We start from the raw sequence: 26,692 nt of genomic DNA on the forward strand, positions 1-26,692 counted from the left end.
TTTTATGACAATACCATGAACAGGCTACAACTTTTGCCCTTAGGATATAACAATAGTTAGAAAAGTCAGGACAGTCTTCGATTATCCATTTGAAAAATATCATCAGCAATCCGCATGGTAGAACTTCGGTGCGAAACAAGGACAATCGTTTTATCTTGCTGCTGTTCCTTTAACGATTTTAAAATAATGGCCTCGTTCAGGCTGTCCAAATTGCTGGTAGGCTCGTCGAGCAGTAAGAGAGGCGTATCATGGACAAAGGCTCTGGCCAGCCCCAAGCGTTGACGTTCTCCACCAGACAGCCTGTCCCCCAATTCTCCAACTCGGCTGTCATACCCCTGAGGCAAGGTCATAATAAAATCGTGCACGGATGCCTTACGTGTTGCTTCCACCACCTGCTCATGTGTAGCATCAGGCTTTCCGATTTTGATATTAGCTGCAATGGAATCATCAAACAGGAACGTATGCTGGTCGACATAGCTCTGTAAGCCTCTCAAATGTCGGGTTCCAATTTCCTTCAAATCGTGTCCGGATAGCAAAATTTCACCTTGCTGCGGGTCCCTAAATCGCATCAGCAACTTCAGCAGTGTAGACTTGCCAGAGCCGCTTTTACCCTGAATGCCTAAAATCCGCTTATGCGGTATCATGAGACTTACATCATTCAGCACCGTTTGACCATCGTATGAAAAAGTCACCTTGTCTACTCGTGCCCCAGTAAAGGCGACACTCATCCCGTCGATATTTTCCTCTACCTCCGGAGTTTCCTCCAATAGACTCAACACTCGTTCCCCGCTCGCCAGCGTTTGAAGCAAATTGTTGGACAGATTGCTCAGTGCGATGACCGGACCAAATGAACTAAACAGGGCAATGACAGAAATCAGCATACCTGTAAAGTCAACCTGACCATTAGACATACCGTACAATCCAGCCAGCAGCATCAAGAATGAGAATCCAACTACAGCCGCATCTGTGATGGCTCTTGTGATGCCTTCATGATGCTTTAAGTCCTTCTGCTTGGCATCCAATTGATCCGTATGACAGTTAATCTCATTCAAACGTTGTTCTCCTTGCCCATATTGCACAATTTCCTTCATCCCCCGTAAGCTGTCCAAAAAATAACTGCTCAGCTTGCCAAAGCTGCTGCGGTATTCCATCCCCTGACGCTTGCCCATACGTGACGTGAGTAAGGGAATAAATAAACCGACAGTTAGGTAAGCAAGCGCAGCAAGCCAGCCTAGCAGAGGCTCATAAGAACCGATAAAAAATACCATGAGCAGTGAGGTGATGATGCCAATCATAACAGGAGCTATCGTATGCGCATAAAATACTTCCAGCAACTCAATATCACTTGTAATGAGTGAGATCAGATTTCCCTTGTCCTTGCCTTCCAATTTGGCTGGAGCGAGTCTTCGCAGGGCTTGAAGCACCTTGTCACGTAGTACAGCCAGCAGCTTGAAAGCGAGATAGTGACCACTCATTTGCTCGCCATAACGGAATACGCCGCGCAGTACGGCGCAAACCACGATCGTCGTCAGCAAAAACGATAGGGTGTAGCCTGTCGTGATGCCCGTTGCTGTAAGCAGAGCCAGGGCTCCAAACACTATAATGCCAATAGCACAAACAAAACCAAGCACTCCTGTAACAATCGTGATGAGCAGCACAGGTAAAAGAGGTCCCGCCAATACCAATAATTGGCCCATGATCCGTAATCCGTGTCTACGCATATACAGCCCCTCCTTTTACAAACTGCTCTACCCGGTGTTGACTGAGATACATCTCCGCATAATGCCCCTGCTGGCTCAACAGCTCATGGTGCGTTCCGGATTCTGCCACCAAACCGTTTTGCAGCACATAGATACAATCGGATTGGACTACGTTTTCCAGTCTGTGAGAGATAAGAATCACTGTTTTTTGACCTGCCAGCGCATGTATAATCTCCATAATGCCTTCCTCACTTTCACTGTCAATGTTAGAGGTGGCCTCGTCAAAAATGTACACATGACTATCATGCAGCAATGCTCTGGCTAGTGCTAGCCGTTGGCGCTGTCCTCCTGACAGATTGGCTCCCTGCTCTTCCAGTTCTGCTTCCAGACCTCCTTCTGAGAGGATAAAATCATACAGCTTCACTTGTCGCAAAGCTTCCAGCATGTGTTGCTCATCCGCGTGCTCATTGCCCATTTTTAAATTTTCTTCCACGGTGCCTTTAAAAATATAGCTGTTAAAACCGATCCAGGTCATATGACGCATGCGGCTTTTTTCCGAAATATCGGTAAGCTCGGTTCCTCCAATCGTCAGGCTTCCTCGATACCCCTCGTGATGCCCAACAATCAATCCGGCTACCGTACTTTTACCAGAGCCTGATTCCCCAACAATGGATACAAAGCTGCCCTGGGGAATATCCATGGATACATTTCGTAAGGTATCTCTTTCGTCGTAGGCGAAACTCACCTGTTCCAGTCGAATATCTGTGGTTTCTATGCTTTTTTGTCCTTGTATAAGGTCCTCTGTGCTCAACATTTGGAATATTTTGTCACTTGCAGCCATTCCGTTCATGGCGATATGAAAGTAAGAACCCAGAAGACGCAGAGGAATAAAAAATTCTGCCGACAGCAAAACAATGATGATTGCTCCTGCCAAGCCAATTCGTCCAGAAGAATATTCGCTTACCGCGACCAGTACACCCGCAGCGGCACCACCAAATGCGATAAGATCCATAATGGCCACGGAGTTAAGCTGCATAGTCAGCACTTTCATCGTCATTTTGCGAAAATCTTCAGCTGCTGTGTTCATTTCCTGATGTTTATCCTGGTCTGTTCCGTACATTTTGAGCGTAGTCAGACCTTGCACATTCTCCAAAAAGCTGTGGCCCAAATTGACGTAACTACCCCAATATTTCCGAAAAAGCTTTTTAGCCATCCTCATAATGACAATGATCGACACTGGAATTAAGGGAACGCAGATCAATAGGATAATGGCTGCTTTGAAGCTGACAAAAGAGAGGGTAATGAATAACGTTACAGGGGCAAGCAGACTGTAAAATAGCTGAGGCATATATCTACCGAAATAGGTTTCAAGCTGCTCTACCCCTTCTACAGCAACCTGAATAACCCCCGAGGTGGAGGTATGATCTGTATATGCGGGCCCTATCTTCAGCAACTTGCTGTAAATTTGCGAGCGCAGCGTTTTTTTAGCATTTACCGAAGCACGATAGGATAACATACTGGCTGCATAATTGCTCAGGCAGCGAACTGCAATAGCAGCAATAACAATGACCGTCATAGATAGAATCAGCTTGCGAGTCACTTGTCCTTCCCATGCCTGCTGCATAACAAAGGCCATAGACAACACAGCGGCTATACTCCCCAAAAGACCGATCCACTGCACAAGCACACCCCATACGATATATTTTCGAGAATGTTCCACTAGACCGAGCAGACGGCTGTCGACCATTTTAGACTTTTTTTTTGGAGTAGGTGCAGGTGAAGATGATGGTGTTATTTTTGCTGCAGCGTTTCTCACTGTTCCGATTCGGAATATAAAGTAATAATATTTAAAAAGGATGACCAAGACGATGAGCGTTTTGCCCCACACATTAGGGGTGAAAATAAAGCCTATAATCAGCATCGTTGACGCTAAGCCCAATGTCGTGATTTTCGTAGACAGCTTCAACGACCTTGTTTGAACAAAACTCTCTAGATGCTTTTGGTACAGGGAGGTATTCGAAAACCACTGGTGAATCCTTTCGGACCCCCGCATAAAGAAAAAGGTCGCGAGCAGCAGAAACGGTGTAGTCGGTAGCAATGGTAGCACTACACCAATAACTCCAAGCGCCAAAAATAAAAACCCTAAGGTAATATAGATCGGTTTCACTATAATCCTCCCTAATAGTTATAATAGTAATGATTTCATTTTATAGATAATGATAATCATTATCAATATAAACAATTTAAGCAGGTTGTTATGTGATGTAAATCACGCATATAAAAATCCTCTTGAAGCACATCTCTACAGAACACGCTAGTGTTGATGTGGATGCTTTGTCTTCAAGAGGATTATCGAAATCTAATGTTAGTAATACGTTGTTTTATGAATTTATAATATCATATTGCTCCAATATCTGCCGATGTAACGGGTGGTCTGCGGTTATGGAAGTATAACGCGTCAGCGCCACACCCAGCCCTTCGTTGCGGATCACCTGCTGAAGCTCGACTGCCTCGGGGTCTTCCGTAATATCAAATTTACAGGCAGCAGCCATTCCTAACGCCAGATGATCCGTCGGAATGCCATACTCCTGCGCTTGGAGCGCGGGACGTACAAGACGGTCATTGGGAGACAGCTTGCGTAATGGTGAACGTCCGACCCGAGTAACATCGTCTATTAGATTAGGGTTGCGGAAGCGATCCAAAATTTTAGAGATGTACTTCCTATGCTCCTCTTGATCCAAACCGAAGTGCTTCACAAGCACCGCTCCCGTTTCCTCCAGTGACCCTTGTATCGAATCCACCACCTTGCCATCCTTCATGGCCTCCTGAATGGTAGCATAACCTGCGGTATAACCAAGATAAGCTGCCACGCAATGTCCCGTATTTACCGTAAATAGCTTTCGTTCAATGTAAGGCTCTAGATCCTGCACGTACAGGATACCTTCGATTTCTTCATGCTCAGATGCCATTTGCGAACGATCCACCACCCACTCGTAAAAAGGCTCTACCTGCACATGTAACGGGTCCTCGTGTTGCTGGATCGGCACAATCCGGTCTACGGCAGCATTTGGAAAATACACCGAAGCCTCAGCCTTGGCACGGGTCGCCTCATCTAATAGCGCAAAAACATGCTCTTTCAGTTGCGCACTACCTCCGATTGCATTTTCACAGGCAATCACATGCAGCGGCCTCGCTCCTCTCTCTACCCGCCGCTTGATTCCTTCCGCAATACCTGCTGCTATGTGCTTGAGGATGCTGACCCCTACCGCGGTCGTTACCAGATCTGCGTGGTCTACCGCATCGGCTACAGCCGCTGCATCCTTGCCGTCAATCGCCGTCACATTCGTGACCAGCTCCGTATCCTTTGTATCATTGGCTAATTCTACGGTGTATTGTTTACGACGGCGTAACTCGGATACAAGGGTGTCGTTGACATCTGAAAAAACAACCTCATAGCCTGCACGCGACAGAATCAATCCGATAAAGCCGCGACCGATATTTCCTGCTCCAAAGTGGACGGCTCTCATAGCTCCAGCTCACTTTCGAACAGATCTATAATTTCCTGTGGGGTCACCGCATTGCGAAGTTTATCCATATTTTCTTCCTCCGCACACACCACAGCGATACTCGTCAAAATCTCCATATGATCGCCGCCTTGTGCTGCAATGCCGATTACCATGTATGCTTTTTCTCCCCCAAAATCTACGCCTTGCGGAAACTGGACGATGGAAATGCCTGTGGATTGAATAAGCGTCTTGGATTCCTTGGTGCCATGTGGAATAGCCAGCCCGTTCCCGATATAGGTGGACACGATCTCCTCGCGTTCCAGCATCTTGTCAATGTACTCACTTGAAATATGTCCTGCATCCAGCAGGATTTGTCCAGCCATACGAATCGCCTCATATTTGTCTTTGGCGGTTGCATTCATTTTTACTTTGTCTATCGTCATAATACTCACGGTAGGTTCCTCCCTGTCCCTAATTTACTGTGGAAAAATTCAGCTAGCTCACTCGATATATAATTGACAATATGATCCCTGCTACCGTGTTCCAGTAGCGTAACCATGTCTTCCTGCAAGAGTAATGCACTAATCTCGCTCAATACCTCCAAGCTTTCTCTCGGCAGCTCACGAGGTCCTAACATGAGCAGCACGCATTCTACCTGTTCGCCTGTATCCGCCAACAGCGGCTCTGCCAGCTTATACAAGGTAAGCGAAGGCTTGCGAATATAGTGGCTACGCGTATGAACTAAAGCAATGGAGGTATCAGAGATCACCTGACTACCTTGGCGCTCTCTTTCCATGAGTTGTGCAGCAACCGCAGAAGGCTCTGTAACATTCCCCCGCCCCGCCTCCAACATGCATATAGCCTCTACGGTCGCCGCCATATCCATCTCCTGATTTTCCAGCGGATACACTTGAAATTGCTGTACAATGTGTACAATTTCATCGAGACTTTTCCGCAGGCCGGTAAGCCACTCCATGTCCTGACCGGGCTGAACGACCTGTTCCTGCTGATGGTCATCGGGATGATTGAGTGTAATATGCTGGATAAATTGACGCAGGCGATCACTCTCCTCCTGCGTCAGCAGCGGGCTGATCTTAAGATAGCGATCTGGTTCAAGCGGTAGCTCTACTGTCGAAATGATCAGATCATAATCCTCCTTGGGGATCCGCGCCGCCTCGTACCATGAGGCCCTATCCACAATTTTGATCTGTGGCAGCTCTTTGGCGAGCCTTGTTGCCAGAAGTCTGGATGAACCAATGCCGCTCGTGCAGACTACGATGGCCCGCACCTCCCGCCGCAATTGTCGCAACCGCTCCAGCGAAGCGCCGAAATGCATGACGAGAAATCCAATCTCTTCATCAGGGACTTTCATTTCTGTCATGTCCGCCGCAGCCTTTTTCACTGAGTCGAATAAGCTGCTGTAATCCTTGCGGATTTGCTGAAGGAGGGGATTACGAATCGACTTGCCTTCCTTCAAACGTTTGAATACCGGAGCCATATGGGCAATCAGTCCTTCACGCAGAACACGGTCCTCTTCCAATGGCGTGCCTGTTTCTTCCTCCACACGACGAATCAACTCATGAACCGACTCCAGCAGTACAAGATCATCGAGCGGCAGCAGCCGGGTAGAATGATCCTCGGCATCACGGAACAGCAGCCTGAAATAAGAACGTTCCGGGTCCGGAAAGTTAATATCCAGCACCGCTGACAATTCTGCGCATATGCGTTCTACCATAGCTGTGCGCAGCATGATATTCTCATCCGAATCTGTTTTTAAATAGGAGAGAAGAGGATCCATAACATACCCGAGTCGTAGACGTGCCAGCGAAACGCAAATCTGAATCAGCAACTCCATATATTTGCTTTCCACCATGTTTTCCAGCCACTTTTCATGGGGCTGCCAGAGGGCCTTTTCCACGATCAGCAGGTTCTCTCTGCCAATCATCTCCAGCAATTTGTCGGAGACACGGGTCACAGAACGAACCTCTCCCTGGCTGGAAAACAGATCAGATTCATCCAAATGTTCGAGGGCCAGCTCGGAAATCGCCCGTCTTTTGTCTATCTCCCGTCCGGTAATCTCGACACCATATCCCCGTCTGCGGACAAGCACGAGCCCTCGATCTCCGATCCAGTCTTGTAATTCGTCCAGATCATGACTGACCGTAGTTACCGTGACTTTCAGATCTGAAGCCAGCGCCAGCAGCTTGATCGGCTCCCGTGTATCCAGCAGCATGCAGAGAACCACGATCTTTCTCTCCTCAGCCGAATATTCGTCTGGATTCGTATGCAGCAATTGCTTTCGCAGGCATACAAGATGAGCTGGGTCTGCATCTATACAGATACCAATCCCTGACTTTTTCTCCAGCTTCACCTCATGAGCTGCCAGCCAATGCTCGACTGCGCCCAGTTCCCGATGAACCGTCCTCGTGCTGACATTGATCTTCGTGGCAATTTCTCCGGCTGTAACCTCTTTGGACTGCTCCAGAAGATATTCCACGATGTCACGTTGTCGTTTCGTAATATTCATAAGCGCATACCGTTCCTTCCCAAGCTCATCCCTCCAGCAGGAGACGTACACTGCATACAGTCCGCCTGACTATGACGGGGATTAAGAATCGGATTTCAGACGTTCAACCAGCGCTTCGTATTCAGGACTCTTCAAAAAATTGTCAATGGAAATGTGTTCAGCATTCGGGACTACTGTTTTAGCCCGGTCTGTCAACGTTTTTTGCGTAATGACAATATCCGCATCCTGTGGAATTTCACTGATTGCCGTATTCGTAACTGTTACGCCTACGCCCGCCTGCTTCATTTTTTTGCGTAAAATCGAGGCACCCATCGCGCTTGAACCCATACCTGCATCACAGGAAAAGACAATCTTGTTCACTTCGGATTTATCCTTGAGCGTTCGATCTGCGACAATCTCGGCAGCACGATCAGATTCGTGGTTATCTTCCATTACAGTGGCGTTAGCACTGGCACTCTTGTTTTGATTTTTCATATCTTTCAGGCGAGATGCAGCTTCCTCCAGCCCCTCTTCTTGTTGCTTACCTGTCTTGAGTAACACTGCTGCAACAGCAAAGGATACGACCGCAGCAGCGATCACCCCGCTCAGCATTGGCAAATATCCACCTTTTGGCGTCATTAGAAAATAGGCGATGATACTACCCGGTGAAGGAGCAGCAACCAGTCCGGCACCTGTCAACATGAAACAGAAGGTTCCCACAACACCGCCAGCTATAGCTGCAAGAATCAGAATCGGCTTCATCAAAATATAAGGGAAATAAATTTCATGAATCCCGCCGAAAAAATGAATGATGACTGCGCCAGGAGCTGACGACTTCGCAGAGCCTTTACCGAACAGACAGTAGGCCAGCAAAATACCAAGCCCCGGCCCAGGGTTGGATTCCAGCATGAACAGTACGGATTTGCCTGTTCTTGCAGCTTCCTCCAACGCAATCGGACTTAATACTCCGTGATTCAGCGCGTTGTTTAAAAATAATACTTTTCCGGGCTCAATAATGAGGTTGACAAGCGGCAATAGCCCCGCGTTCACGAGGAACTGTACCCCTGCCGACAACACTTGACTGATCATTTGTACAACCGGGCCGATCGCCACATGGGCAAGCAGTGCTAGAATGGCACCGATAATCCCGGCCGAAAAATTATTGACCAGCATTTCAAAGCCTGATCTGACTTTGCCTTCAATGGCCTTGTCGAACTTCTTCAATATCCACGCAGCCAGCGGACCAGCTACCATCGCGCCCAGGAACATCGGGATATCGGCTCCTACTATGACACCCATCGTCATGATGGCACCGATCACACCTCCACGCTGTCCGTGAATCATCGTGCCCCCTGTATAACCAATCAGCAGCGGCAACAAATAATTTTTCATCGGATCAACCAACTGTGCAAAACCTTCGTTCGGGAACCATCCGGTCGGAATAAAGAGTGCCGTAATCAACCCCCACGCAATAAAGGCTCCCATATTGGGCATAACCATACCGCTAAGAAAACGGCCAAAACGCTGTACGGCGACACGAGTGCCTCCTTTTGAACTTGGCTTTGCGTCCAATGTACTCATATTCAAATCCTCCTTGTAGGTAAGCATCACTACCTTTTCTTAAAATTCATACTAAATGACAGCGCTATCTTCATCAACGAAATGAAAACGTACTTTCGTCATGAACGTTGATGACAACATTTAAATTTAAATTATCCAGGAAGATATTATACCTGCATAATTCTTCTTAATATGACCTGTAGCTATAGAAATTAGTCGAAAAACCGCGCTGGATTATGTATGATTCCTATATGGGGACAACCCACTATATCAGAACAACACACGTAATTACGTTTTCATAAAAAAGACAAAAAAATAGCCGCTACGTCAAATCATAGCGACTATTTTATACAAAAATCGAGCAAACTAACGATGCTCTTATTCAATTAAAAATCAATATAAAATTCCGAATAACACGCTATTATTTCATGCTGCATTGCTCTATTTATTACTCCGAAATCAACTGCTCATACTGATCCGCCGACAGTAGTTTGCCCAATGATTCCTCCACATCTTTATCCATCTCTACTTCTACCATCCAACCTTTGTCATATGGAGATTCATTCACTAGCTCAGGTGTACCTTCCAGCGCTTCATTCACTTTTAATATGGTTCCCGTCACCGGAGCAAAAAGGTCGGATACCGTCTTCACCGATTCAATCGTACCGATCTCCGCTCCCTGCTCAATCGTTACTCCCGCCTCAGGTAATTCTACAAAAACAATATCACCCAGTTGGTGCTGTGCAAAGTCTGTAATACCAATCCGCACCGTTCCATTCTCTGTCCGCTGAACCCACTCATGTTCGTCTGTATACCAAAGTTGCTGCTTCACTTCACCCATTCTGTTCCCCTCACTTCCATATGAATAAAATCGCATTTGCTCACCTGTATTAGACAGGTTAAGATTATGACAATAAGAACACTCATGTCAATAATACTAACAAAAATACTTCATATTACCTCCTATAGTGCTCTATATAAAAATATAATAATTTATAACAAACGCTTACATATCCTTATTTATATATTAAATGTTTTTTCTATTGTTTTTGATGACATTTTTATTGACATTTTGAATGAATTTGCGTATTAATGGGTTATAGCAAATACTTTGGGAAACACCCGACAACTGCAAACGCGGATGAACGCAGAGGGAGAGACTGCCAAAAAGATTCGCATAGCTGTTGCCGCTTGTGAGACAGTTGTGCACGCGAATCGGATCAAGTTGTTATCTGCAAAGCCAGGTAATATACTGCTGATCCCGAAGGTAGCGCCGAAGGAGTAAGCCTGCATTGCAGGTGAATCTCTCAGGCAAAAGGACCTCTGCCGGACGCATCTCTGGAGAGCATTCGCTATTGGAGCGGATCACCCAAGAGGAAACCCGGTACATACCGGGGTAACTTTCTGGTATCAAGGACAGAGCTGAAAAAAGAGTATAGACTGCTGTCTATACGTTTTTTTCGGCCTGTCTTTTTTGTTTAGCCGATTACACCGGATAGGAGTGGAAACATGACTAATTTGCGAAAAACACCGCTATATTCATCCTACGGGACGCAGTCTGGGGTTCGTTGTATTGACTTTGGAGGCTGGGAGCTCCCCGTTCAGTTTAGCGGCATTCAAAAGGAGCATGAGGCCGTCCGGCAACGTGCGGGTTTATTCGATGTATCGCATATGGGTGAGTTTTTGGTTGAAGGCAAAGAGGCCGAAGCTTTTCTACAAAGGGTGACCACGAATGATGTCAGCCAGTTGGAACCAGGTCAGGCACAATATTCACTCCTGTGTTACCCCGATGGAGGTGTAGTAGACGACCTGCTTGTTTACTGCAAAGGACCGGAACGCTACATGCTCGTTGTGAACGCCTCCAACATTGATAAGGATTGGGATTGGTTACTTCGTCATGTGCCTGCATCCGTTCACATGGAGAATGTGTCTGATGCAATAGCATTGCTGGCATTGCAGGGACCGGAAGCAGCACGTATTGCCGCAGCCGTGGCAGATACGGATATTACGAATCTGGCATCTTTCCACTTTCATGAGAACGTGCCATTGTTCGGAGCAAAAGCACTCGTCTCACGAACCGGATATACGGGCGAAGACGGTTTTGAATTTTACGTACCTGCCGCGGAAGCACCCGCCGTATGGGAGGGTTTGCTTCGTTCCGGTGAGTCGTATGGGCTGATTCCCGCTGGACTTGGTGCTCGGGATACACTACGCTTTGAGGCTCGGTTGCCGCTATACGGACAGGAGTTATCTGCCACAATTTCACCACTCGAAGCCGGTCTGGGTTTCTTCGTCAAGCTGAATAAAGGAGATTTTATCGGTAGAGAAGCACTTCAGCGTCAAAAAGAACAAGGGGTTCCTCGTAAATTGATCGGGCTAGAAATGATGGACCGCGGTATCCCACGCGCCCATTATCCGGTATTCGCAGAAGGACAACACATCGGTGAGGTCACAACGGGGACTCAGTCGCCCTCCTTGAAGCGTAATCTGGGCCTCGCCTTGGTGGACAGTCGTTTTAGCGCCCTCTCCACACCACTGGAGGTTGAGATTCGTGGCAAACGCCTGCGTGCCGAGGTGGTGGCAGCCCCCTTTTATAAGCGCCCACGCTGATCTTAAACTCTCCTTATTTCTATAAAGCAAACATGTCAGATATGTATTTCCGGGTTTTCATCTCACACTTTTTTATTAGCTCATTTACGGATTTAAAATTTTGCTTTTCGAAAGGAGCCAGAACCTATGAAGCAGCATCGTTATCTCCCTATGACTGAACAGGATCAAACCGAAATGCTGCGTGTGGTCGGTGTATCATCCATTGATGATTTATTCAGTGACATTCCAGAGGCCATTCGATATCAAGGGGAACTCCCTCTTTCTTCTCGACTCGATGAGAAAGCCTTAACCCGTCACTTGACCGAGCTGGCCGGACACAATGCCAATACAGACACACATGCCAGCTTTCTTGGCGCAGGAATTTATGATCATCATATTCCGTCCGTCATCCAGCACATCACTTCACGCTCAGAATTCTACACTGCCTACACCCCCTATCAGCCGGAAGTAAGCCAAGGCGAGCTACAAGCCATTTTCGAGTTTCAATCGTATATTTGCGAATTGACGGGCATGGCTGTAGCTAATGCCAGCATGTACGACGGAGCGACTGCACTGGCGGAAGCGGGCTCACTGTCCGCCGCAGCTACCCGCCGTAAACAGCTTATCGTATCGAGGTCCGTCCATCCAGAGGCACGTCAGGTATTGGCAACCTATGCACGCGGATTGAATTTGGACATCGTGGAGATCGGCTGTTCGGACGGTGTAACGGATGCTGATGCGTTAGCGGCGGCCGTATCGGAACAGACCGCGGCTGTTTTGGTCCAAAGCCCCAACTTTTTCGGAGCCGTGGAAAATCTACAGCCGATGGCTGACCTCATCCATGCACACAAAGGTCTTTTGGTCGTCAGTGCCAACCCACTGGCACTTGGCTTGCTGGAGACACCCGGCAAACAGGGCGCGGATATTGTGGTAGGAGACGCGCAGCCACTTGGCATCTCCTCTTCTCTCGGCGGTCCGACCTGTGGATACTTTGCCGTTTCTCAGGCACATATGCGCCGTATCCCCGGCCGTATTGTGGGTCAGACCACTGATCGCAATGGTAAACGCGGCTTCGTGCTGACCTTGCAAGCGCGCGAACAGCATATCCGCCGCGAAAAGGCCACCTCTAACATTTGTTCCAATCAAGCGTTGCTAGCTTTATCTGCATCTGTGTACTTGTCCGTCATGGGGAGACAGGGCATCCAGGAAGTAGCCGAGCTGAATTTGCATAAAAGCCGCTATGCGTTAGAACAATTGCTGAGCTTGAAAGGCGTAACTGCCTCATTTCACGCACCGACCTTTAACGAGTTTGCCCTTAGGCTGCCTGAAGGTACGGATGTGAGCAAACTTCAGGACAATCTGTTAGCTGCTGGATTTATCGCTGGCTACGATTTGGGCCGGGACTATGAGGAACTCGCTGGTCACATGTTGATTGCCGTGACGGAGCAAAGAACCAAAGAAGAGATTGACCAATTTGTGCACACCTTGGGGGGATTGCTATGACACATACCGGACAGGATCAGAAACAAGAGCTGTTAAAGGAACACGATCAAGCGCTCATTTTTGAATTGAGCCGTCCGGGTCGCATCGCCTATTCCCTTCCCGAGTGCGACGTTCCCCGTCGCCCGGTGGCAGCGCTTTTGCCAGACTATGCGCTGCGCAGCGAACCTGCAGCATTACCCGAGGTATACGAAGTAGACGTTATTCGGCATTATACCGCCTTGTCCCGGCGCAATTTTGGCGTGGACAATGGATTTTATCCGCTCGGCTCCTGTACGATGAAATACAATCCGAAGGTGAATGAGGATGTCGCCCGATATACAGGCTTCGCCAAAATCCATCCATGTCAGCCCGAGGAGAGCATCCAGGGTGCCATGGAGTTGCTGCATACGCTCCAAAATGATTTGGCTGCGTTAACTGGCATGGATGCCGTCACGCTTCAGCCCGCCGCGGGCGCCCATGGCGAATGGACCGGGCTGATGATGATTCGCTCATACCACGAAGCACGTAGTGAGCGACGTACCAAGGTGCTCGTGCCGGATTCGTCGCACGGAACGAACCCCGCCAGTGCAACCGTCGCAGGCTTCGAAACAGTCACCCTTCCTTCCACCCCTGAGGGGCTGGTGGATCTGGATGCGCTGCGTCAAGCCGTAGGCAACGACACCGCTGCGCTCATGCTGACCAACCCGAACACGCTTGGGCTGTTCGAGAAGCAAATCACTGACATTGCTGCCATCGTGCATGACGCGGGGGGTCTGCTCTACTATGACGGGGCGAACTCCAACGCCATCATGGGGATTACCCGTCCCGGAGATATGGGCTTCGATGTAGTGCATCTCAATTTGCACAAAACGATGAGTACCCCGCACGGTGGCGGTGGCCCCGGCGCTGGACCTGTCGGCGTAAAGCAACGGCTCATCCCTTATTTGCCCAAGCCGCTTGTCGCACGGGATCCACAGGGGGTGTACCACTGGGACCGGGAACAGGGAGATTCTATTGGACGGGTTAAAGCCTTTTACGGGAACTTCGGTATTCTCGTCCGTGCCTATACTTATATCCGTAGCTACGGTCCTGATGGCTTAAAGCGTGTATCGGAATGCGCTGTACTCAATGCCAATTATATGATGCATCGGCTCGCTCCACATTTTGATCTGCCCTACCCTGGACATTGCAAACACGAATTCGTGATGTCGGGGCGAGGCTTGAAAAAATTTGGAGTGCGCACGCTTGATGTAGCCAAACGGCTGCTTGATTTCGGCTACCATCCACCTACAATTTACTTTCCGCTGAATGTAGAGGAGTGCATCATGATCGAGCCCACGGAAACGGAAAGTAAGGAAACACTTGATGCTTTTGTCGACACTATGATTCATATTGCGCGGGAAGCAGAAGAGAACCCTGAGCTGGTGCTCAATGCACCATATACTACTCCAGTCACACGATTGGACGAAACTACCGCAGCCCGCAAACCTGTACTGAATTGCTCATGCAGTTAAAACAAATTCTACTTAAAGCATGCAAAAAAGCCGGTATCTAATTAGATACCGGCTGCTGTATGTACACAGCAATTTTTTGTTGGAAAAAGATATAACCTTTGAAATGTAATACCCTTCCTTAGCCTTCGATGCTTTGAACCAATTCAACAACCTGTTCTGCTGTTTGCATGTCCAGAGCTTTTGTAGCCAGTTTTTCCATGTCCGCACGGGACAACTTGGAAATTTGACTACGTGCTGGCAGAATGGAAGTGGCGCTCATACTGAACTCATCAAGTCCGAGACCCAGCAGCAACGGAATTGCTGTTGTATCTCCTGCCATTTCGCCACACATACCAACCCAACGTCCTTCACGGTGAGCAGCATCAATAACCATTTTCACCAGACGCAGAATGGATGGATTGTATGGTTGATACAGGTAAGAAACCCGCTCGTTCATGCGATCCGCTGCCATTGTGTATTGAATCAGATCGTTTGTACCGATACTGAAGAAATCTACTTCTTTTGCGAATTGGTCAGCCAATACCGCTGTAGAAGGAATTTCTACCATGATGCCCAGTTGAATTTCTTCGGATACGGATACACCCTCAGCTACCAACTTTTCCTTTTCTTCCAACAAAACAGCTTTAGCTTCACGGAATTCGTTCAGCGTAGCAATCATTGGGAACATGATGCGCAAGTTACCATGCACACTCGCACGCAACAAAGCACGCAATTGAGTGCGGAAAATATCCTGGCGATCCAGACACAGGCGAATAGCACGGAATCCGAGGAACGGATTCATTTCTTTCGGCAGGTCCAGATAAGGAAGTTCTTTGTCACCACCGATATCCAAAGTACGGACTACAACCGGTTTACCTTCCATTCTTTCCAGAACGGTTTTGTACGCTGTATACTGTACTTCTTCGGATGGAAGCTTATCGCGTCCCATGTACAAGAACTCCGTACGGTACAAGCCAACGCCTTCACCACCGTTGTCCAGGACACCAGCTACATCATTAGGCGTACCAATATTGGCTGCCAGTTCGACATGGACACCATCGACAGAAACCGTAGCTTCGCCGCGCAGCTTGCGCCACTCTTCGCGTTGCTTGTCGTATGCCACTTGTTTAGCACGGTATTCTGCAACAATCTCTTCGGTAGGGTTCACGAATACGTGACCATCCAAACCATCAACGATAATCAAATCGCCGCTTTTAGCTTGAGACAATATATTTTTCGTTCCCACAACTGCAGGAATTTCAAGTGAGCGAGCCATAATAGCCGAATGCGAAGTACGTCCGCCGATATTCGTTGCAAAACCTTTAACAAATTCACGGTTCAGCTGAGCTGTGTCGGAAGGTGTCAAATCTTCTGCAAGCACAATCGTTTCTTCGGCAATTTCTGCAGGACTAACAAAATGAACACCAAGCAGGTGATTCAGGATCCGCTTGGTTACATCACGCATGTCCGATGCGCGTTCTTGCAAATAGGCACTTTTCATGTTTTCAAACATGGAAATGAACTGTGTAGCTACTTCATTCAAAGCATAGTCAGCATTAAGCTGCTCGTCTCTGATTTTAGCTTTAACCGGATCGATCAATTCAGGGTCATTCAAAATGAGCAGGTGAGATGCAAAAATTTCTGCTTTTTTCTCTCCCAGTTCCTTAAGCGTTTTCTCCTTAATCGATTCCAATTCGGTTTGAGATTGTGCCAAAGCCGCATCCAATCTTGCGATTTCAGCTTCAACATCACCAACCGCGCGTCTCTCTACAGCGTAATTCGGATGCTCCAAGATAAACGCCCGGGCAATGGCTATGCCTGCCGAAGCGGCAATCCCAGAAATCTTAAGCATGAACTTCGCCCAGCCCTTCGTTGACGATTACATTTTCAAGAGCTTTCAGTGCTTCGGCAGCTTCAGCGCCTTCGCAGATAATGTTAATAGTATCGCCTTGTTCCAGACCCAGAGACAATACACCCAGAATGGATTTCAAAGTTACTTTTTTACCGTTAGCTTCGGCAAAAGATTCAGCACCGCTGAATTTGTTAGCTGTATTTACCAGCGCAGTTGCAGGACGTGCATGGATACCGTCTTCATCCGTAATTCTAAAAGTTGTTTGCATAATTTGTTCCTCCCACTTTCCTAAAGATAATATTTGTTTACACGCAGTATACCGAATAATTGATCAGACGGCCTAAGCCGCCTAATCAACTAATCCGAAACACATAGAGTTTATTTTATCGTAATTATACCATCTTCGCCAGCCTTCAATACTCCAGTTTTGTTTAAAGTTACTGAAGAACCTTCAGGAAGGTTAGTAAAAATGACAGGTGAGATGATGGATTTAGCGTTTGCCTTCACGTATTCCAGGTCTACTTTCATAATAGGCTGGCCAGCTGACACAAGATCGCCTTCGTTCACCAAAACGTCAAATCCTTGACCTTTAAGCTTCACTGTATTCACCCCGATATGAACAAGCACTTCTTTACCGCCATCGGATTGGATACCAACCGCATGCTTGCTCGGGAATACATTGAATACTTTGCCGTAAACAGGGGACACAATCGTTCCATCATTTGGCACGACCGCAAAGCCGTCACCTGTCATACGTTCTGCAAATACCGGATCGGGAACCGTCGAGATATCAACCAATTCGCCGTTAACAGGCATTACAATATCTTCTACAATAATGGTTTGTTGTTCTTCTCCAGCTTCCTTCTCCTCTTGTGGAGCAGGTTGCGCCGGAGCTGGTGCAGGTGTACGTCCAGCCATGATATCAGCCATTTGAGATTTAATGGTGTCGGAACGTGTACCGAAAATTGCCTGTACGTTGTTACCGACTTCAAGGACACCCGATGCGCCAAGTTGTTTCAGACGAGCTTTGTCAACGTTCGATTTCTCATTAACCTCGATCCGAAGACGTGTGATACAAGCATCCAGATGCTTGATATTCGATGAACCGCCGAAAGCTGCCAAAATGTTGTGTGGGAGCTCATCACTACTACCAGTTGCTGCGCCATCCACATTTTCTGTGGCTTCTTCACGCCCTGGTGTTTTCAAGTTGAATTTCCGTATGATGAATCGGAATCCGAAGTAGTAAATAACTGCCAAAATCAGACCGACGATGATTACATACCACCAAGGCGTACGGGTTGGAATAATCCCGAAAATCAGGAAGTCAATAAATCCGCCTGAGAAGGTCATACCGATTTTGACATGTAAAATTTGCATGGTCATAAATGACAGACCTGCGAATATACAGTGTACTGCAAACAGCAGTGGAGCTACGAACAGGAAGGAAAATTCCAGTGGCTCCGTAATACCTGTCAAGAACGAAGTCAATGCTGCTGAACCCATAATACCTGCTACATATTTTTTGTGTTCTGGTCTTGCTTCATGGTACATCGCAAGCGCTGCTGCTGGCAAACCGAACATCATGAATGGGAATTTACCCACTTGGAACGTACTTGCTGTCAAAGCCACTCCGTCGCGAAGCTGGCTGAAGAAGATCTGCTGGTCACCGTGAACGGTTTGACCTGCTTTGTTAACATATTCACCAAACTCAAACCAGAACGGTGAATACCAAATGTGATGCAAACCAAATGGAATCAGCGCGCGTTCGATAACCCCGAACAGGAACGCCGACAAAGTCGGGTTGGAATACACCATAAAGTGAGATACTGCGTTAAGTCCTTGTTGAACTGGAGGCCAGATCAGAACCAGTGCTAGTCCGACAATAAGTGAGGATACCGCCGTTGCAATTGGAACGAAACGCTTACCCGCGAAAAAGCCCAGATACGAAGGAAGCTCAATTTTGAAAAAGCGGTTGTACATGGCTGCGGCCAGTATACCGATGATTATCCCGCCGAACACCCCGGTTTGAAGCGTTGGAATTCCCAACACGTTCGCATAACCCGGTATTTTTTGAGCAATCAGACCAGGTGTGACACCCACGGCTGTACCCAGAGTAATGTTCATAACGAGGTAACCGATGATGGCAGCCAAACCTGCTACACCTTCACCGCCCGCTAGACCGACGGCTACGCCGACTGCGAACAACAGTGCCAGATTATCAAAAACGATTTGTCCGGCATTCATCATGATCGTCGCAACCGATTGAACCCAGCCCGCATTTAATGCCGGAATGTACTGGAGAAAATCAGGATTGACCAGCATGTTACCGATACCCAATAAAAGCCCCGCAGCTGGCAAAATCGCTACAGGAAGCATTAATGCTTTACCGACACGCTGTAAAACGCCGAAAAGCTTTTTAAACATACCTTCCACATCCTTCTCTGAAATTTAGAACAGAGGCAAAACAACAAAAAAGGCATGAGCCGATTTAAGTATGTTTGAAAACAACCTTGGGATATAGCTTACCCCAGTAGGCTGTAAACAATCATAACTTAAAGCAACTCATGCCTGATCGAATCAGTAACACGTTAAATGTTCAGTTGTTGTCTTCCTCATTGCAGAATTGATTATAGCACCCCGCTAAATGCGAGGCAATACTTTTTTATTCCGGTTTTATCACTTTTTGTTGCTCCCCCTGCTCTTTGCGTTGGGACAACCGCTGCAGATGCATTGTCAAATAACTAACCTCAGCCGGATAAACAGGTTTACGTAGCCTTTTCTCCATAATCTTCGTCAGTTTCCAGGACAGCATATACATTTCTGGATATTCTTCGTTCAAAAGCTTGTCCAATCGATAAATCTCCTGCACAATCTCTCCCCGGCGCACACGTTCAATCGCAAACCTCAGATGAGTCAGCAGTCGAGAATAATCAAGGGATTGGAGAGGAATTCGATAATCCAGTGTCGTCTCGACAACCTGAACCATATCAGCAATCAGACGAGAATCCTTCCTAACCTCGGAAATATGCTGGTTTGTCATAGCGCTATAAATATGCAGGGCCACGAATCCGATTTCATCTTCTCCCAGATCTACATTCATCTTATCCCTGATTAAAGCAACAGCCTGCTCAGCCATCTTGTATTCCTGAGGATATATTTCCCTAGTCTCATACAAAAACGGATTATGAATCGTAATTCCCTGTTTATGACGGTTGATGGAAAAAGCGATATGGTCAGTTAAAGCAATCAGAATGTGCTCATTTAGAGGCTTCTTTGCTTGAAGCTGAACAAGATGAAGCACCTCACCGATGACCTCGATGAGCTTTTCATCCAGCTCAGGAAGCAACCGTTTGTATTGCTCCTGTTCTTCATGGCTTTTTAATATAAATAATTTTTCAACTGAATCCAACGGCATAAGATCGCCGGGTCTGCGATTGAAACCGATTCCTTTTCCAATCACGACAACCTCATCATGCTCGGGGTGCATTCCTATAATCACATTGTTATTCAGCGCTTTGGCCACTTTTAGGCTGCTCACATCCGCACCTCTTTTATCAGAACCTTGATCCTAAGAATTATAGCATGAAGCTCAGAGGAATCCACGTTAAAGTACCAAATATTCGGCTAAAGGTCAATAAAAAGAAAACGCTTTTCATCACATTGCCGGAAAATGCTGTGATGAAAAGCGGTCTTTTGGTTAGGGATAGAAGCTCCCAAAGACTTATCGTTATTCTTTATCTGTTAGTGCTGCCTCCACCGAGGCTGGAAGAGGCTGCTTGTTCGCTTCACCGGAGGACGGCACGGAATGAAGGCCTTTTTTCCCAGTGGTCAGCCCCTTGATTAACTGTTCCACATCAATACCGGATACACTTTTCAGCATCTCGGGCGCCGTAGCCATCAGTTCGGTGACATAATTACTGACACGCGCTGCTCCTTCTCCTTTTCCTGTATCAACTACGGTGAGTTTATCAATGGACGCAATCGGTTCGGCAATACGTCCAGCCAGCTCAGGCAACATTTTTACGATAATATCGAGCACGGCAGCCTCTCCAAACTTCTGGAACGCCTCCGCCAGTTTTTCCTTGGCCTCCGCTTCTGCAAGTCCACGCAAACGGATGACATCTGCGTCTGCCGTACCTTTGGCGCGTTCGGCATCCGCTTCTGCTTGCCCGTTTAGACGTTTTTGTTCAGCTGACGCTTTAGCCTGTGTCTCAATCGAGTACTGCAGTGATTCAGCCTCACGCATTTTACGCGATTTATCTGCTTCCGCCGCTTGTTCGACCGCATACCGATCGGCTTCTGCCTTCTTTTTCACTTCCGCATCATATTGCTTTTCACGTACCTGTATTTCCTTGGATTGAAGGTCAATTTCCCGTTCTTTGCGCACCAGCTCGACCTTCATCTGCTCCTCGACGGCAGTCTGCTTGGCACGAGCCTCCTGGATGTGATAAGCCTGATCGGCTTCTGCCTTCGCTGTATCCTGTTCTTTTTTAAACGAAGCTACTTTCAGTTCTTTCTCTTTGGCTGCCTCGGCAATGTTGGTATCTCGCAGCAGTTCGGCCTTCTGGCCTTCCTGTTCCGCACGCGCCTTCTGAATTCGGGCATCCCGCACAGCTTCGGCTTCCGCAATCTCAGCATCCCGTTTCACAGCGGCAATTCTCGGCTTACCAAGCGCATCCAGATATCCGTGCTTATCACGCACATCTTTGATGGTGAATGAAACGATTTGCAAGCCCATTTTTTTTAGATCACGAGCAGCCACGCCCTGTACTTCCTGCGCAAACCGATCCCGATTACGATAAACTTCCTCCACTGTCATCGAGCCGAGGATTGCGCGCAAATGCCCCTCCAGTACTTCCTGAGCCTCTCCCCTAAGAGCCTCCAGTGGCTTCCCGATGAACTGCTCGGCTGCTGTAGCCACATCTTCAATAGAACTGCCGACCTTGATGATCGCCACACCATCCGCAATCACGGGAACTCCTTGCTCCGTATACACTTCCGGTGTGGTTACGTCCAGTTTATGGGACAACAGAGAGATGAATTCGGACTGCTGGAAAATAGGCCAAATGAAGGCCCCCCCGCCGCGTACAATTTTAATTTTACGTCCAGAGTCATCCTCGGAAATATTTTTATTTCCCAGAAAAGAACCCGTCACAATCATTCCTTCATCCGGCCCTACCGTTTTGTAGCGGGCCCAAAAGGCGATCCCTAATATGACGATAACGATAACAACAATCCCAGGGACCAACACAATATCTTGCAAATTTGACACTCCCGATCACGCTCCCTTCAAGTTAAGCGAATGCGCCGTCTAGGTGTCCAGGTACGCTACGCGGACGACGCCCTCTGCGACCTCAACCACAACGATACGGGTTCCCGCAGCAAGCGGTTTGTGATCGAAGCTCGATGCTGTATGTATGGTGTTGCCTGCACCCAAGCGGATCATAACCTCCCCGTAACCAACCTCAGGTACAGGAATGGTAACCTCACCAATCCGGCCAGTCAGCTCACGCATGGAGAAGCCGCTGGATACCTCCGAATTCGCCATGGGTTTGATAAACGCAAAGAACACGAGTATTCCGATGACAAACGAAATCCCTAAAGCAAGCACGACGACCCATCCCGTGCTCAGCCCGGTATACTTTGTCAGCAGTACTCCAGCTCCGCCAAAAGCGGTCATGGCTCCAAGTAAAACGACAGGTCTGAACCAATCAAGGCCCGGCAGCTCCAATGCACCATCCAGCCAACTACCGAGTACATCTCCGATCAGCACACTGACCACGGTAAAGATAGCGCCCCCTGCCAATAGCCACCAAAATATGGTTTCCATGCGACTCCTCCTTCCATGTACCTTTTCAGTCTGGTTTCCAGTCTATAACTATGTTTACGTATTCAACCTAAAAAAGTTTCAAAATTTTCCTCCAATATCCCAAATCAAACCCAAAAAAGCACGTTCGTACGTCTAATGACGCACAAACGTGCTTTAAATGATACAAATGTCGTTTTACAGGGATGCTTTGTAAATTTCGACTACATCTTCGCGATTGAGCTTGTTAAAGCCACCAAAAGATCCGAATTTCACAGCTTTATCAGCCATAACATCGATTTTGGACGCATCAATCTCGTAATCAGCCAGACGGCTTGGTGCACCAATCGAGTTCCAGAAATCACGCAACGCCTGAATACCTTCCAGCGCCACTTCTTCATCACTCTTGCCTTCTGGGTTTACATGGAACACATTGACCGCCAATTGTTTGAAGCGTTCAGGCTTCACATGCAGATTGTGTTTCATCCAATTCGGGAACAGAATAGCCAGTCCTCCACCATGTGGAATATCATAAACAGCAGACACCGCATGCTCGATATTGTGAGTAGCCCAGTCACCTGTTAGCCCCATGTTCAGGAAGCCGTTCAGCGCCATCGTACCACAATACATAATTGTTTCACGCAACTCGTAGTTTTCCAGATCGTTGACCAGACCTGGAGCCGCGTCCATTACCGTACGCAAAATCGTTTCGCACCAGCCAAGTTGGACCGGAGTATTGGATTCCAGATGGAAATAATGCTCCAGCGTGTGTGACATCATATCTACGATTCCGTAAACCGTTTGATTTTGCGGCAGTGAGTATGTGTTCACTGGATCAAGAATAGAAAACGCAGGGAACGCAAATACGCTGCCCCAGCCCAATTTTTCCTGTGTTTTTTCATTTGTAATAACAGAACCCGCATTCATTTCAGAACCAGTGGCTGCCATAGTTAAAACCGTACCTAATGGCAATGCTGCCTGTGGTGCCGCTTTACGCTCTGCAAAATCCCACATGTCGCCATCATATTTTGCACCAACAGCAATGGCTTTGGAACAATCCAGCACACTACCGCCGCCTACAGCCAGAACGAGGTCGATTTGATGTGTTTTACACAATTCCACGCCTTTATGTACTGTAGATAAGCGAGGATTCGGTTCCACACCAGCCAGTTCCGTTACCTCTGCACCGATTTCACCAAGCAAACCTATTACATTATCATACAAGCCGCTGCGCTTAATGCTGCCGCCGCCATATACAAGCAATACACGTTTACCATATTTAGGAACTTCACGCTTGAGAGCCTCCAATTGTCCTTTACCGAAGATCAATTGTGTAGGATTATAAAATTCGAATGCTTTCATCGCAAACGCTCGCCTCCAATAGTTCTAAAGTTTAATATTAAGAAACTACTCTATTATAACCTTTTCGGTTACAGGAAACAAATCTGCTTTGTTTTCAGAAAAAAACCACACTCCTTGAGGAGCATGGTTCCATGTCATATCTTGGGAGGGTTCTCGTAGTATAGTATGTGCTTCGCAAGCAATTTTATTCTCCCAAAGTATATCCCAATTGTTTCATAAAACGACCAAAGGCCTGCTGTCCGGACGGATTCCGTTTATATACTCCTGCATGCTCTAAAATTTCACTGAATTTCAGTCCAACCTCATTTTGTATGGTACGAACAGCCGTCTCCTTGTCAGGCAAACGACCGAACCGAGTGTTTAACTGGTAAATCCAGTCTGCATGCTTAAACAGCGGATGTCCTTCTTGCTGTACAGCCACAGCCAGTTTGTCATCCCCACACAAAATATCTGCAATTCCATCCAGTTCATCCTTGAGCCGCCCCGGTAATATGGCAAGTCCCATAACTTCGATCAGACCGATATTTTCCTTCTTGATGTGATGCATCTCGCGGTGAGGATGAAAAATACCTTCCGGGTACTCTTCACTCGTTCGGTTGTTGCGCAGTACGAGATCCATCTGATACCTGCCTTCGGAATCACGGCGCACAATCGGCGTCACAGTATTATGCGGAATCGTTTCCCCCTCTTGCTCTGTATGAGAGAGGACATCAGCTACAGGATCACTATAAGCTTTCCAGGCTTCAAAAGCAGCATTTCCCGCTTCCAACAGCGCCTCGGCATCTGTTGACGTAAAACGGATGACCGACATCGGCCAATTTACAATCCCTGCTGTAACCTGCGGGAACGCTTCATTATGGTATACGCCGTCCACACCCGCTTTTTCAATTGGGAATGTATGACGACCACCCTGAAAATGATCATGGGTCAGAATCGATCCGCCGACAATCGGCAGATCCGCATTGGAGCCAATAAAATAATGCGGAAACGCTTTCGTAAAGGCCAGTAATCGGCGCAGTGTATCCTTCGTGAGCTTCATCGGTACATGATTATGATGGAACACGATGCAATGCTCGTTGTAATACACATAGGGTGAATATTGAAAAAACCACGGTTCCCCATTCAATTCCACCGGAATGATACGCAAATTTTGACGGGACGGATGATTTACTCTTCCTGCATATCCAACGTTTTCACGGCATAATTGACACTTGGGATAAACAGGCGGCGGCAAAAGCTTCGCCATCGCAATTTCCTTGGGACTTTTTTCTGGCTTGGACAAATTAATCGTAATTTCCATATCTCCGTAAGATGTCGACTGATTCCAGTACACATTGCTGGCAACCCGATCCATTCGGATGTAGTTCGAATCGATAGATAATTGATAAAAAGCATCAGTCGCCGCCTCTATGCCACGTTCAGCCTCCGTTTGATGAAAGTCACGGATGACTTCAGATGGTCTCGCCATCAGTAGTCCCATAATTTTGGAATCCAGCAAATCACGATACGTATCTGTGTTTTCGGGGATAAGGCCTATGGCAAAACCATAATCTATCAATACATTAAGCACAGGCTGGAGGGCTTCAGGGGCCATAATGCCCCCTACATCCCTACCTGAATAAGGCTCGGAAAAACCAAACTGATCCAATAACAAATTACGGCTGTAATCTGTGTCTTGCGGACCGACCAAGCCCTTATTTTGTGCGAATGCAACCAGTTGCTCCACCGCATATAGAGCCGACTGCTGTACAGTTTCGTCGATGTCATGGGCCAGATGCCGGGAATGTTCCCGGCCTTGGCCTTTATCTGCAGATTGGCGCTCGCTCATATGTCATCGTCTCCCGTCTATTCGTCGCCGTAGCCGTGAGGGTGCGACTGATGCCATCCCCATGCTCCGCTAATAATATCCTCCAGTTGGGTACGCGCTGGACTCCAGCCCAACACCGAACGAGCCTTGTCAGAAGATGCAACCAATATCGCTGGATCGCCTGCGCGGCGAGGTTCTGTCACAACTGGAATCTCGAGCCCGGTGACCTTGCGTGCTGTCTCAATTACTTCTTTCACAGAGAAGCCCTGTCCGTTGCCCAGATTGAACACGTTGCTGTCATTGCCTTCGCGCAAATAATTTACTGCACGCACATGAGCATCCGCCAGATCACTTACGTGAATGTAATCCCGAACACATGTGCCGTCAGGTGTCGCATAGTCCTCACCAAACACAGCGATGTGTGGACGCTGTTTCAAGGCTGTCTGGAGCACCAATGGGATCAGATGACTTTCTGGTCGGTGATCTTCGCCGATCTTGCCGCTCTCATGCGCACCAGCCGCATTAAAATACCGTAAAGACACATATTTGATGCCTAAAACTTTATCAAACCACGACATCATGCGCTCCATCATCAGCTTTGTTTCACCATACACGTTGGTTGGCTCTGTACGGTCACCCTCTTCAATCGGCACCTTTTCCGGTTCGCCGTAGGTAGCCGCAGTAGAGGAAAATACAATTCGGCGCACTCCGGCATCTTTCATCGCCTCCAACAAGCTCAGCGTGCCAAATACATTGTTGTCGTAATATTTACCAGGATTTTGCATACTTTCTCCAACCAGCGAGTTGGCTGCAAAATGGATAACTGCATCGATACTATTTTCAGAGAACAGTTTGGACAGTAATTCTTTATCCCTCAAATCCCCTTCATACAACTTGCCCCCAAGCAACGCTGCTTTGTGCCCTGTTTGCAAATTATCCAGCACCACAACTTCTTCTCCCAGATTCAACAATTCTGCTACGGTATGTGAACCGATATATCCAGCTCCACCTGTTACTAAAATGGCCATG

At 47.6% G+C, this 26,692-nt stretch carries 19 protein-coding genes and 1 riboswitch; of the genes, 3 read left to right on the plus strand and 16 right to left on the minus strand.

The window, feature by feature from the left end; all coding sequences use genetic code 11:
• Positions 1–65: 65 nt before the first annotated feature.
• The 7 genes from MKY75_RS18320 to gcvH form a co-directional block, all read right to left on the minus strand.
• Complete coding sequence (locus MKY75_RS18320; RefSeq protein ID WP_165149645.1) at positions 66–1,721, minus strand: amino acid ABC transporter ATP-binding/permease protein; 1,656 nt, start codon at positions 1,719–1,721, stop codon at positions 66–68.
• The gene (locus tag MKY75_RS18325) at positions 1,714–3,867 is read right to left on the minus strand and encodes a DUF454 family protein (protein ID WP_340886192.1); all 2,154 of its coding nucleotides are present in this window, start codon (positions 3,865–3,867) and stop codon (positions 1,714–1,716) included. The genes MKY75_RS18320 and MKY75_RS18325 overlap by 8 nt, the downstream gene beginning before the upstream one ends.
• Positions 3,868–4,081: 214 nt before the next feature.
• Positions 4,082–5,227: a mannitol-1-phosphate 5-dehydrogenase gene (locus tag MKY75_RS18330; protein WP_340886194.1), complete on the minus strand. Its 1,146-nt coding sequence runs from the start codon at positions 5,225–5,227 to the stop codon at positions 4,082–4,084.
• Positions 5,224–5,658, minus strand: coding sequence for a PTS sugar transporter subunit IIA (locus tag MKY75_RS18335; RefSeq protein ID WP_069012487.1), 435 nt, complete (start codon positions 5,656–5,658; stop codon positions 5,224–5,226). The genes MKY75_RS18330 and MKY75_RS18335 overlap by 4 nt, the downstream gene beginning before the upstream one ends.
• On the minus strand, positions 5,655–7,733 hold the full coding sequence (locus MKY75_RS18340; RefSeq protein ID WP_340886196.1) for a BglG family transcription antiterminator: 2,079 nt from the start codon (positions 7,731–7,733) through the stop codon (positions 5,655–5,657). Before MKY75_RS18340 ends, MKY75_RS18335 begins: the two co-directional genes overlap by 4 nt.
• An 81-nt stretch (positions 7,734–7,814) precedes the next feature.
• Positions 7,815–9,293 (minus strand): PTS mannitol transporter subunit IICB, encoded by a 1,479-nt coding sequence (locus MKY75_RS18345; protein WP_340886198.1) that lies wholly within the window; start codon positions 9,291–9,293, stop codon positions 7,815–7,817.
• A gap of 427 nt (positions 9,294–9,720) precedes the next feature.
• Positions 9,721–10,113 (minus strand): glycine cleavage system protein GcvH, encoded by a 393-nt coding sequence (gene gcvH / locus MKY75_RS18350; protein ID WP_069012484.1) that lies wholly within the window; start codon positions 10,111–10,113, stop codon positions 9,721–9,723.
• 392 nt (positions 10,114–10,505) lie between these two features.
• Positions 10,506–10,605, plus strand: a riboswitch (glycine riboswitch).
• 176 nt (positions 10,606–10,781) lie between these two features.
• On the opposite strand from gcvH, the gene gcvT reads away from it, so the two are divergent.
• From gcvT to gcvPB, 3 genes are all read left to right on the plus strand, one after another.
• Entirely contained in the window at positions 10,782–11,882 is a 1,101-nt protein-coding gene (gcvT, locus tag MKY75_RS18355) for a glycine cleavage system aminomethyltransferase GcvT (protein ID WP_340886200.1), read from the plus strand.
• A gap of 126 nt (positions 11,883–12,008) precedes the next feature.
• Positions 12,009–13,364: an aminomethyl-transferring glycine dehydrogenase subunit GcvPA gene (gene gcvPA, locus MKY75_RS18360; protein ID WP_340886201.1), complete on the plus strand. Its 1,356-nt coding sequence runs from the start codon at positions 12,009–12,011 to the stop codon at positions 13,362–13,364.
• Positions 13,361–14,857, plus strand: coding sequence for an aminomethyl-transferring glycine dehydrogenase subunit GcvPB (gcvPB, locus tag MKY75_RS18365; RefSeq protein WP_340886202.1), 1,497 nt, complete (start codon positions 13,361–13,363; stop codon positions 14,855–14,857). Before gcvPA ends, gcvPB begins: the two co-directional genes overlap by 4 nt.
• A gap of 118 nt (positions 14,858–14,975) precedes the next feature.
• Here the strand turns inward: gcvPB and ptsP are convergent, their stop codons facing one another.
• The 9 genes from ptsP to galE form a co-directional block, all read right to left on the minus strand.
• Positions 14,976–16,688: a phosphoenolpyruvate--protein phosphotransferase gene (gene ptsP / locus MKY75_RS18370; RefSeq protein ID WP_029515702.1), complete on the minus strand. Its 1,713-nt coding sequence runs from the start codon at positions 16,686–16,688 to the stop codon at positions 14,976–14,978.
• Positions 16,681–16,956, minus strand: coding sequence for an HPr family phosphocarrier protein (locus MKY75_RS18375; RefSeq protein ID WP_013372579.1), 276 nt, complete (start codon positions 16,954–16,956; stop codon positions 16,681–16,683). The genes ptsP and MKY75_RS18375 overlap by 8 nt, the downstream gene beginning before the upstream one ends.
• Positions 16,957–17,066: 110 nt before the next feature.
• Positions 17,067–19,112, minus strand: a complete 2,046-nt coding sequence (gene ptsG / locus MKY75_RS18380) for a glucose-specific PTS transporter subunit IIBC (protein WP_029515703.1) — start codon at positions 19,110–19,112, stop codon at positions 17,067–17,069.
• A gap of 238 nt (positions 19,113–19,350) precedes the next feature.
• On the minus strand, positions 19,351–20,226 hold the full coding sequence (gene glcT / locus MKY75_RS18385; protein ID WP_029515704.1) for a glucose PTS transporter transcription antiterminator GlcT: 876 nt from the start codon (positions 20,224–20,226) through the stop codon (positions 19,351–19,353).
• A 189-nt stretch (positions 20,227–20,415) separates the two neighbouring features.
• On the minus strand, positions 20,416–21,951 hold the full coding sequence (locus tag MKY75_RS18390; protein WP_039272892.1) for a flotillin family protein: 1,536 nt from the start codon (positions 21,949–21,951) through the stop codon (positions 20,416–20,418).
• Between the two features lie 48 nt (positions 21,952–21,999).
• Positions 22,000–22,518, minus strand: coding sequence for a membrane protease regulatory membrane protein (locus MKY75_RS18395; RefSeq protein ID WP_029515706.1), 519 nt, complete (start codon positions 22,516–22,518; stop codon positions 22,000–22,002).
• 174 nt (positions 22,519–22,692) lie between these two features.
• Positions 22,693–23,856 carry an iron-containing alcohol dehydrogenase gene (locus tag MKY75_RS18400; protein ID WP_069012479.1) on the minus strand — a complete coding sequence of 388 codons (1,164 nt, stop codon included), beginning with the start codon at positions 23,854–23,856 and terminating at the stop codon, positions 22,693–22,695.
• A gap of 184 nt (positions 23,857–24,040) precedes the next feature.
• Positions 24,041–25,684, minus strand: coding sequence for a UDP-glucose--hexose-1-phosphate uridylyltransferase (locus MKY75_RS18405; RefSeq protein WP_029515708.1), 1,644 nt, complete (start codon positions 25,682–25,684; stop codon positions 24,041–24,043).
• Between the two features lie 17 nt (positions 25,685–25,701).
• Positions 25,702–26,691, minus strand: coding sequence for a UDP-glucose 4-epimerase GalE (galE, locus tag MKY75_RS18410; RefSeq protein WP_029515709.1), 990 nt, complete (start codon positions 26,689–26,691; stop codon positions 25,702–25,704).
• Between the last annotated feature and the right edge of the window lies 1 nt (position 26,692).

Source organism: Paenibacillus sp. FSL L8-0663, assembly GCF_038008125.1.
GTDB lineage: Bacteria > Bacillota > Bacilli > Paenibacillales > Paenibacillaceae > Paenibacillus > Paenibacillus polymyxa_D.

Coding starts and splice junctions, on each gene's coding strand:
- gcvT (WP_340886200.1), top strand. CDS start 10,782: ATGACTAATTTGCGAAAAACACCGCTATATTCATCCTACGGGACGCAG.
- gcvH (WP_069012484.1), bottom strand. CDS start 10,113: ATGGGTGAAGTGAAGCAGCAACTTTGGTATACAGACGAACATGAGTGG.
- MKY75_RS18400 (WP_069012479.1), bottom strand. CDS start 23,856: ATGAAAGCATTCGAATTTTATAATCCTACACAATTGATCTTCGGTAAA.
- MKY75_RS18405 (WP_029515708.1), bottom strand. CDS start 25,684: ATGAGCGAGCGCCAATCTGCAGATAAAGGCCAAGGCCGGGAACATTCC.
- MKY75_RS18395 (WP_029515706.1), bottom strand. CDS start 22,518: ATGGAAACCATATTTTGGTGGCTATTGGCAGGGGGCGCTATCTTTACC.
- MKY75_RS18320 (WP_165149645.1), bottom strand. CDS start 1,721: ATGCGTAGACACGGATTACGGATCATGGGCCAATTATTGGTATTGGCG.
- MKY75_RS18340 (WP_340886196.1), bottom strand. CDS start 7,733: ATGAATATTACGAAACGACAACGTGACATCGTGGAATATCTTCTGGAG.
- MKY75_RS18345 (WP_340886198.1), bottom strand. CDS start 9,293: ATGAGTACATTGGACGCAAAGCCAAGTTCAAAAGGAGGCACTCGTGTC.
- gcvPA (WP_340886201.1), top strand. CDS start 12,009: ATGAAGCAGCATCGTTATCTCCCTATGACTGAACAGGATCAAACCGAA.
- MKY75_RS18375 (WP_013372579.1), bottom strand. CDS start 16,956: ATGCAAACAACTTTTAGAATTACGGATGAAGACGGTATCCATGCACGT.
- gcvPB (WP_340886202.1), top strand. CDS start 13,361: ATGACACATACCGGACAGGATCAGAAACAAGAGCTGTTAAAGGAACAC.
- ptsP (WP_029515702.1), bottom strand. CDS start 16,688: ATGCTTAAGATTTCTGGGATTGCCGCTTCGGCAGGCATAGCCATTGCC.
- MKY75_RS18330 (WP_340886194.1), bottom strand. CDS start 5,227: ATGAGAGCCGTCCACTTTGGAGCAGGAAATATCGGTCGCGGCTTTATC.
- galE (WP_029515709.1), bottom strand. CDS start 26,691: ATGGCCATTTTAGTAACAGGTGGAGCTGGATATATCGGTTCACATACC.
- ptsG (WP_029515703.1), bottom strand. CDS start 19,112: ATGTTTAAAAAGCTTTTCGGCGTTTTACAGCGTGTCGGTAAAGCATTA.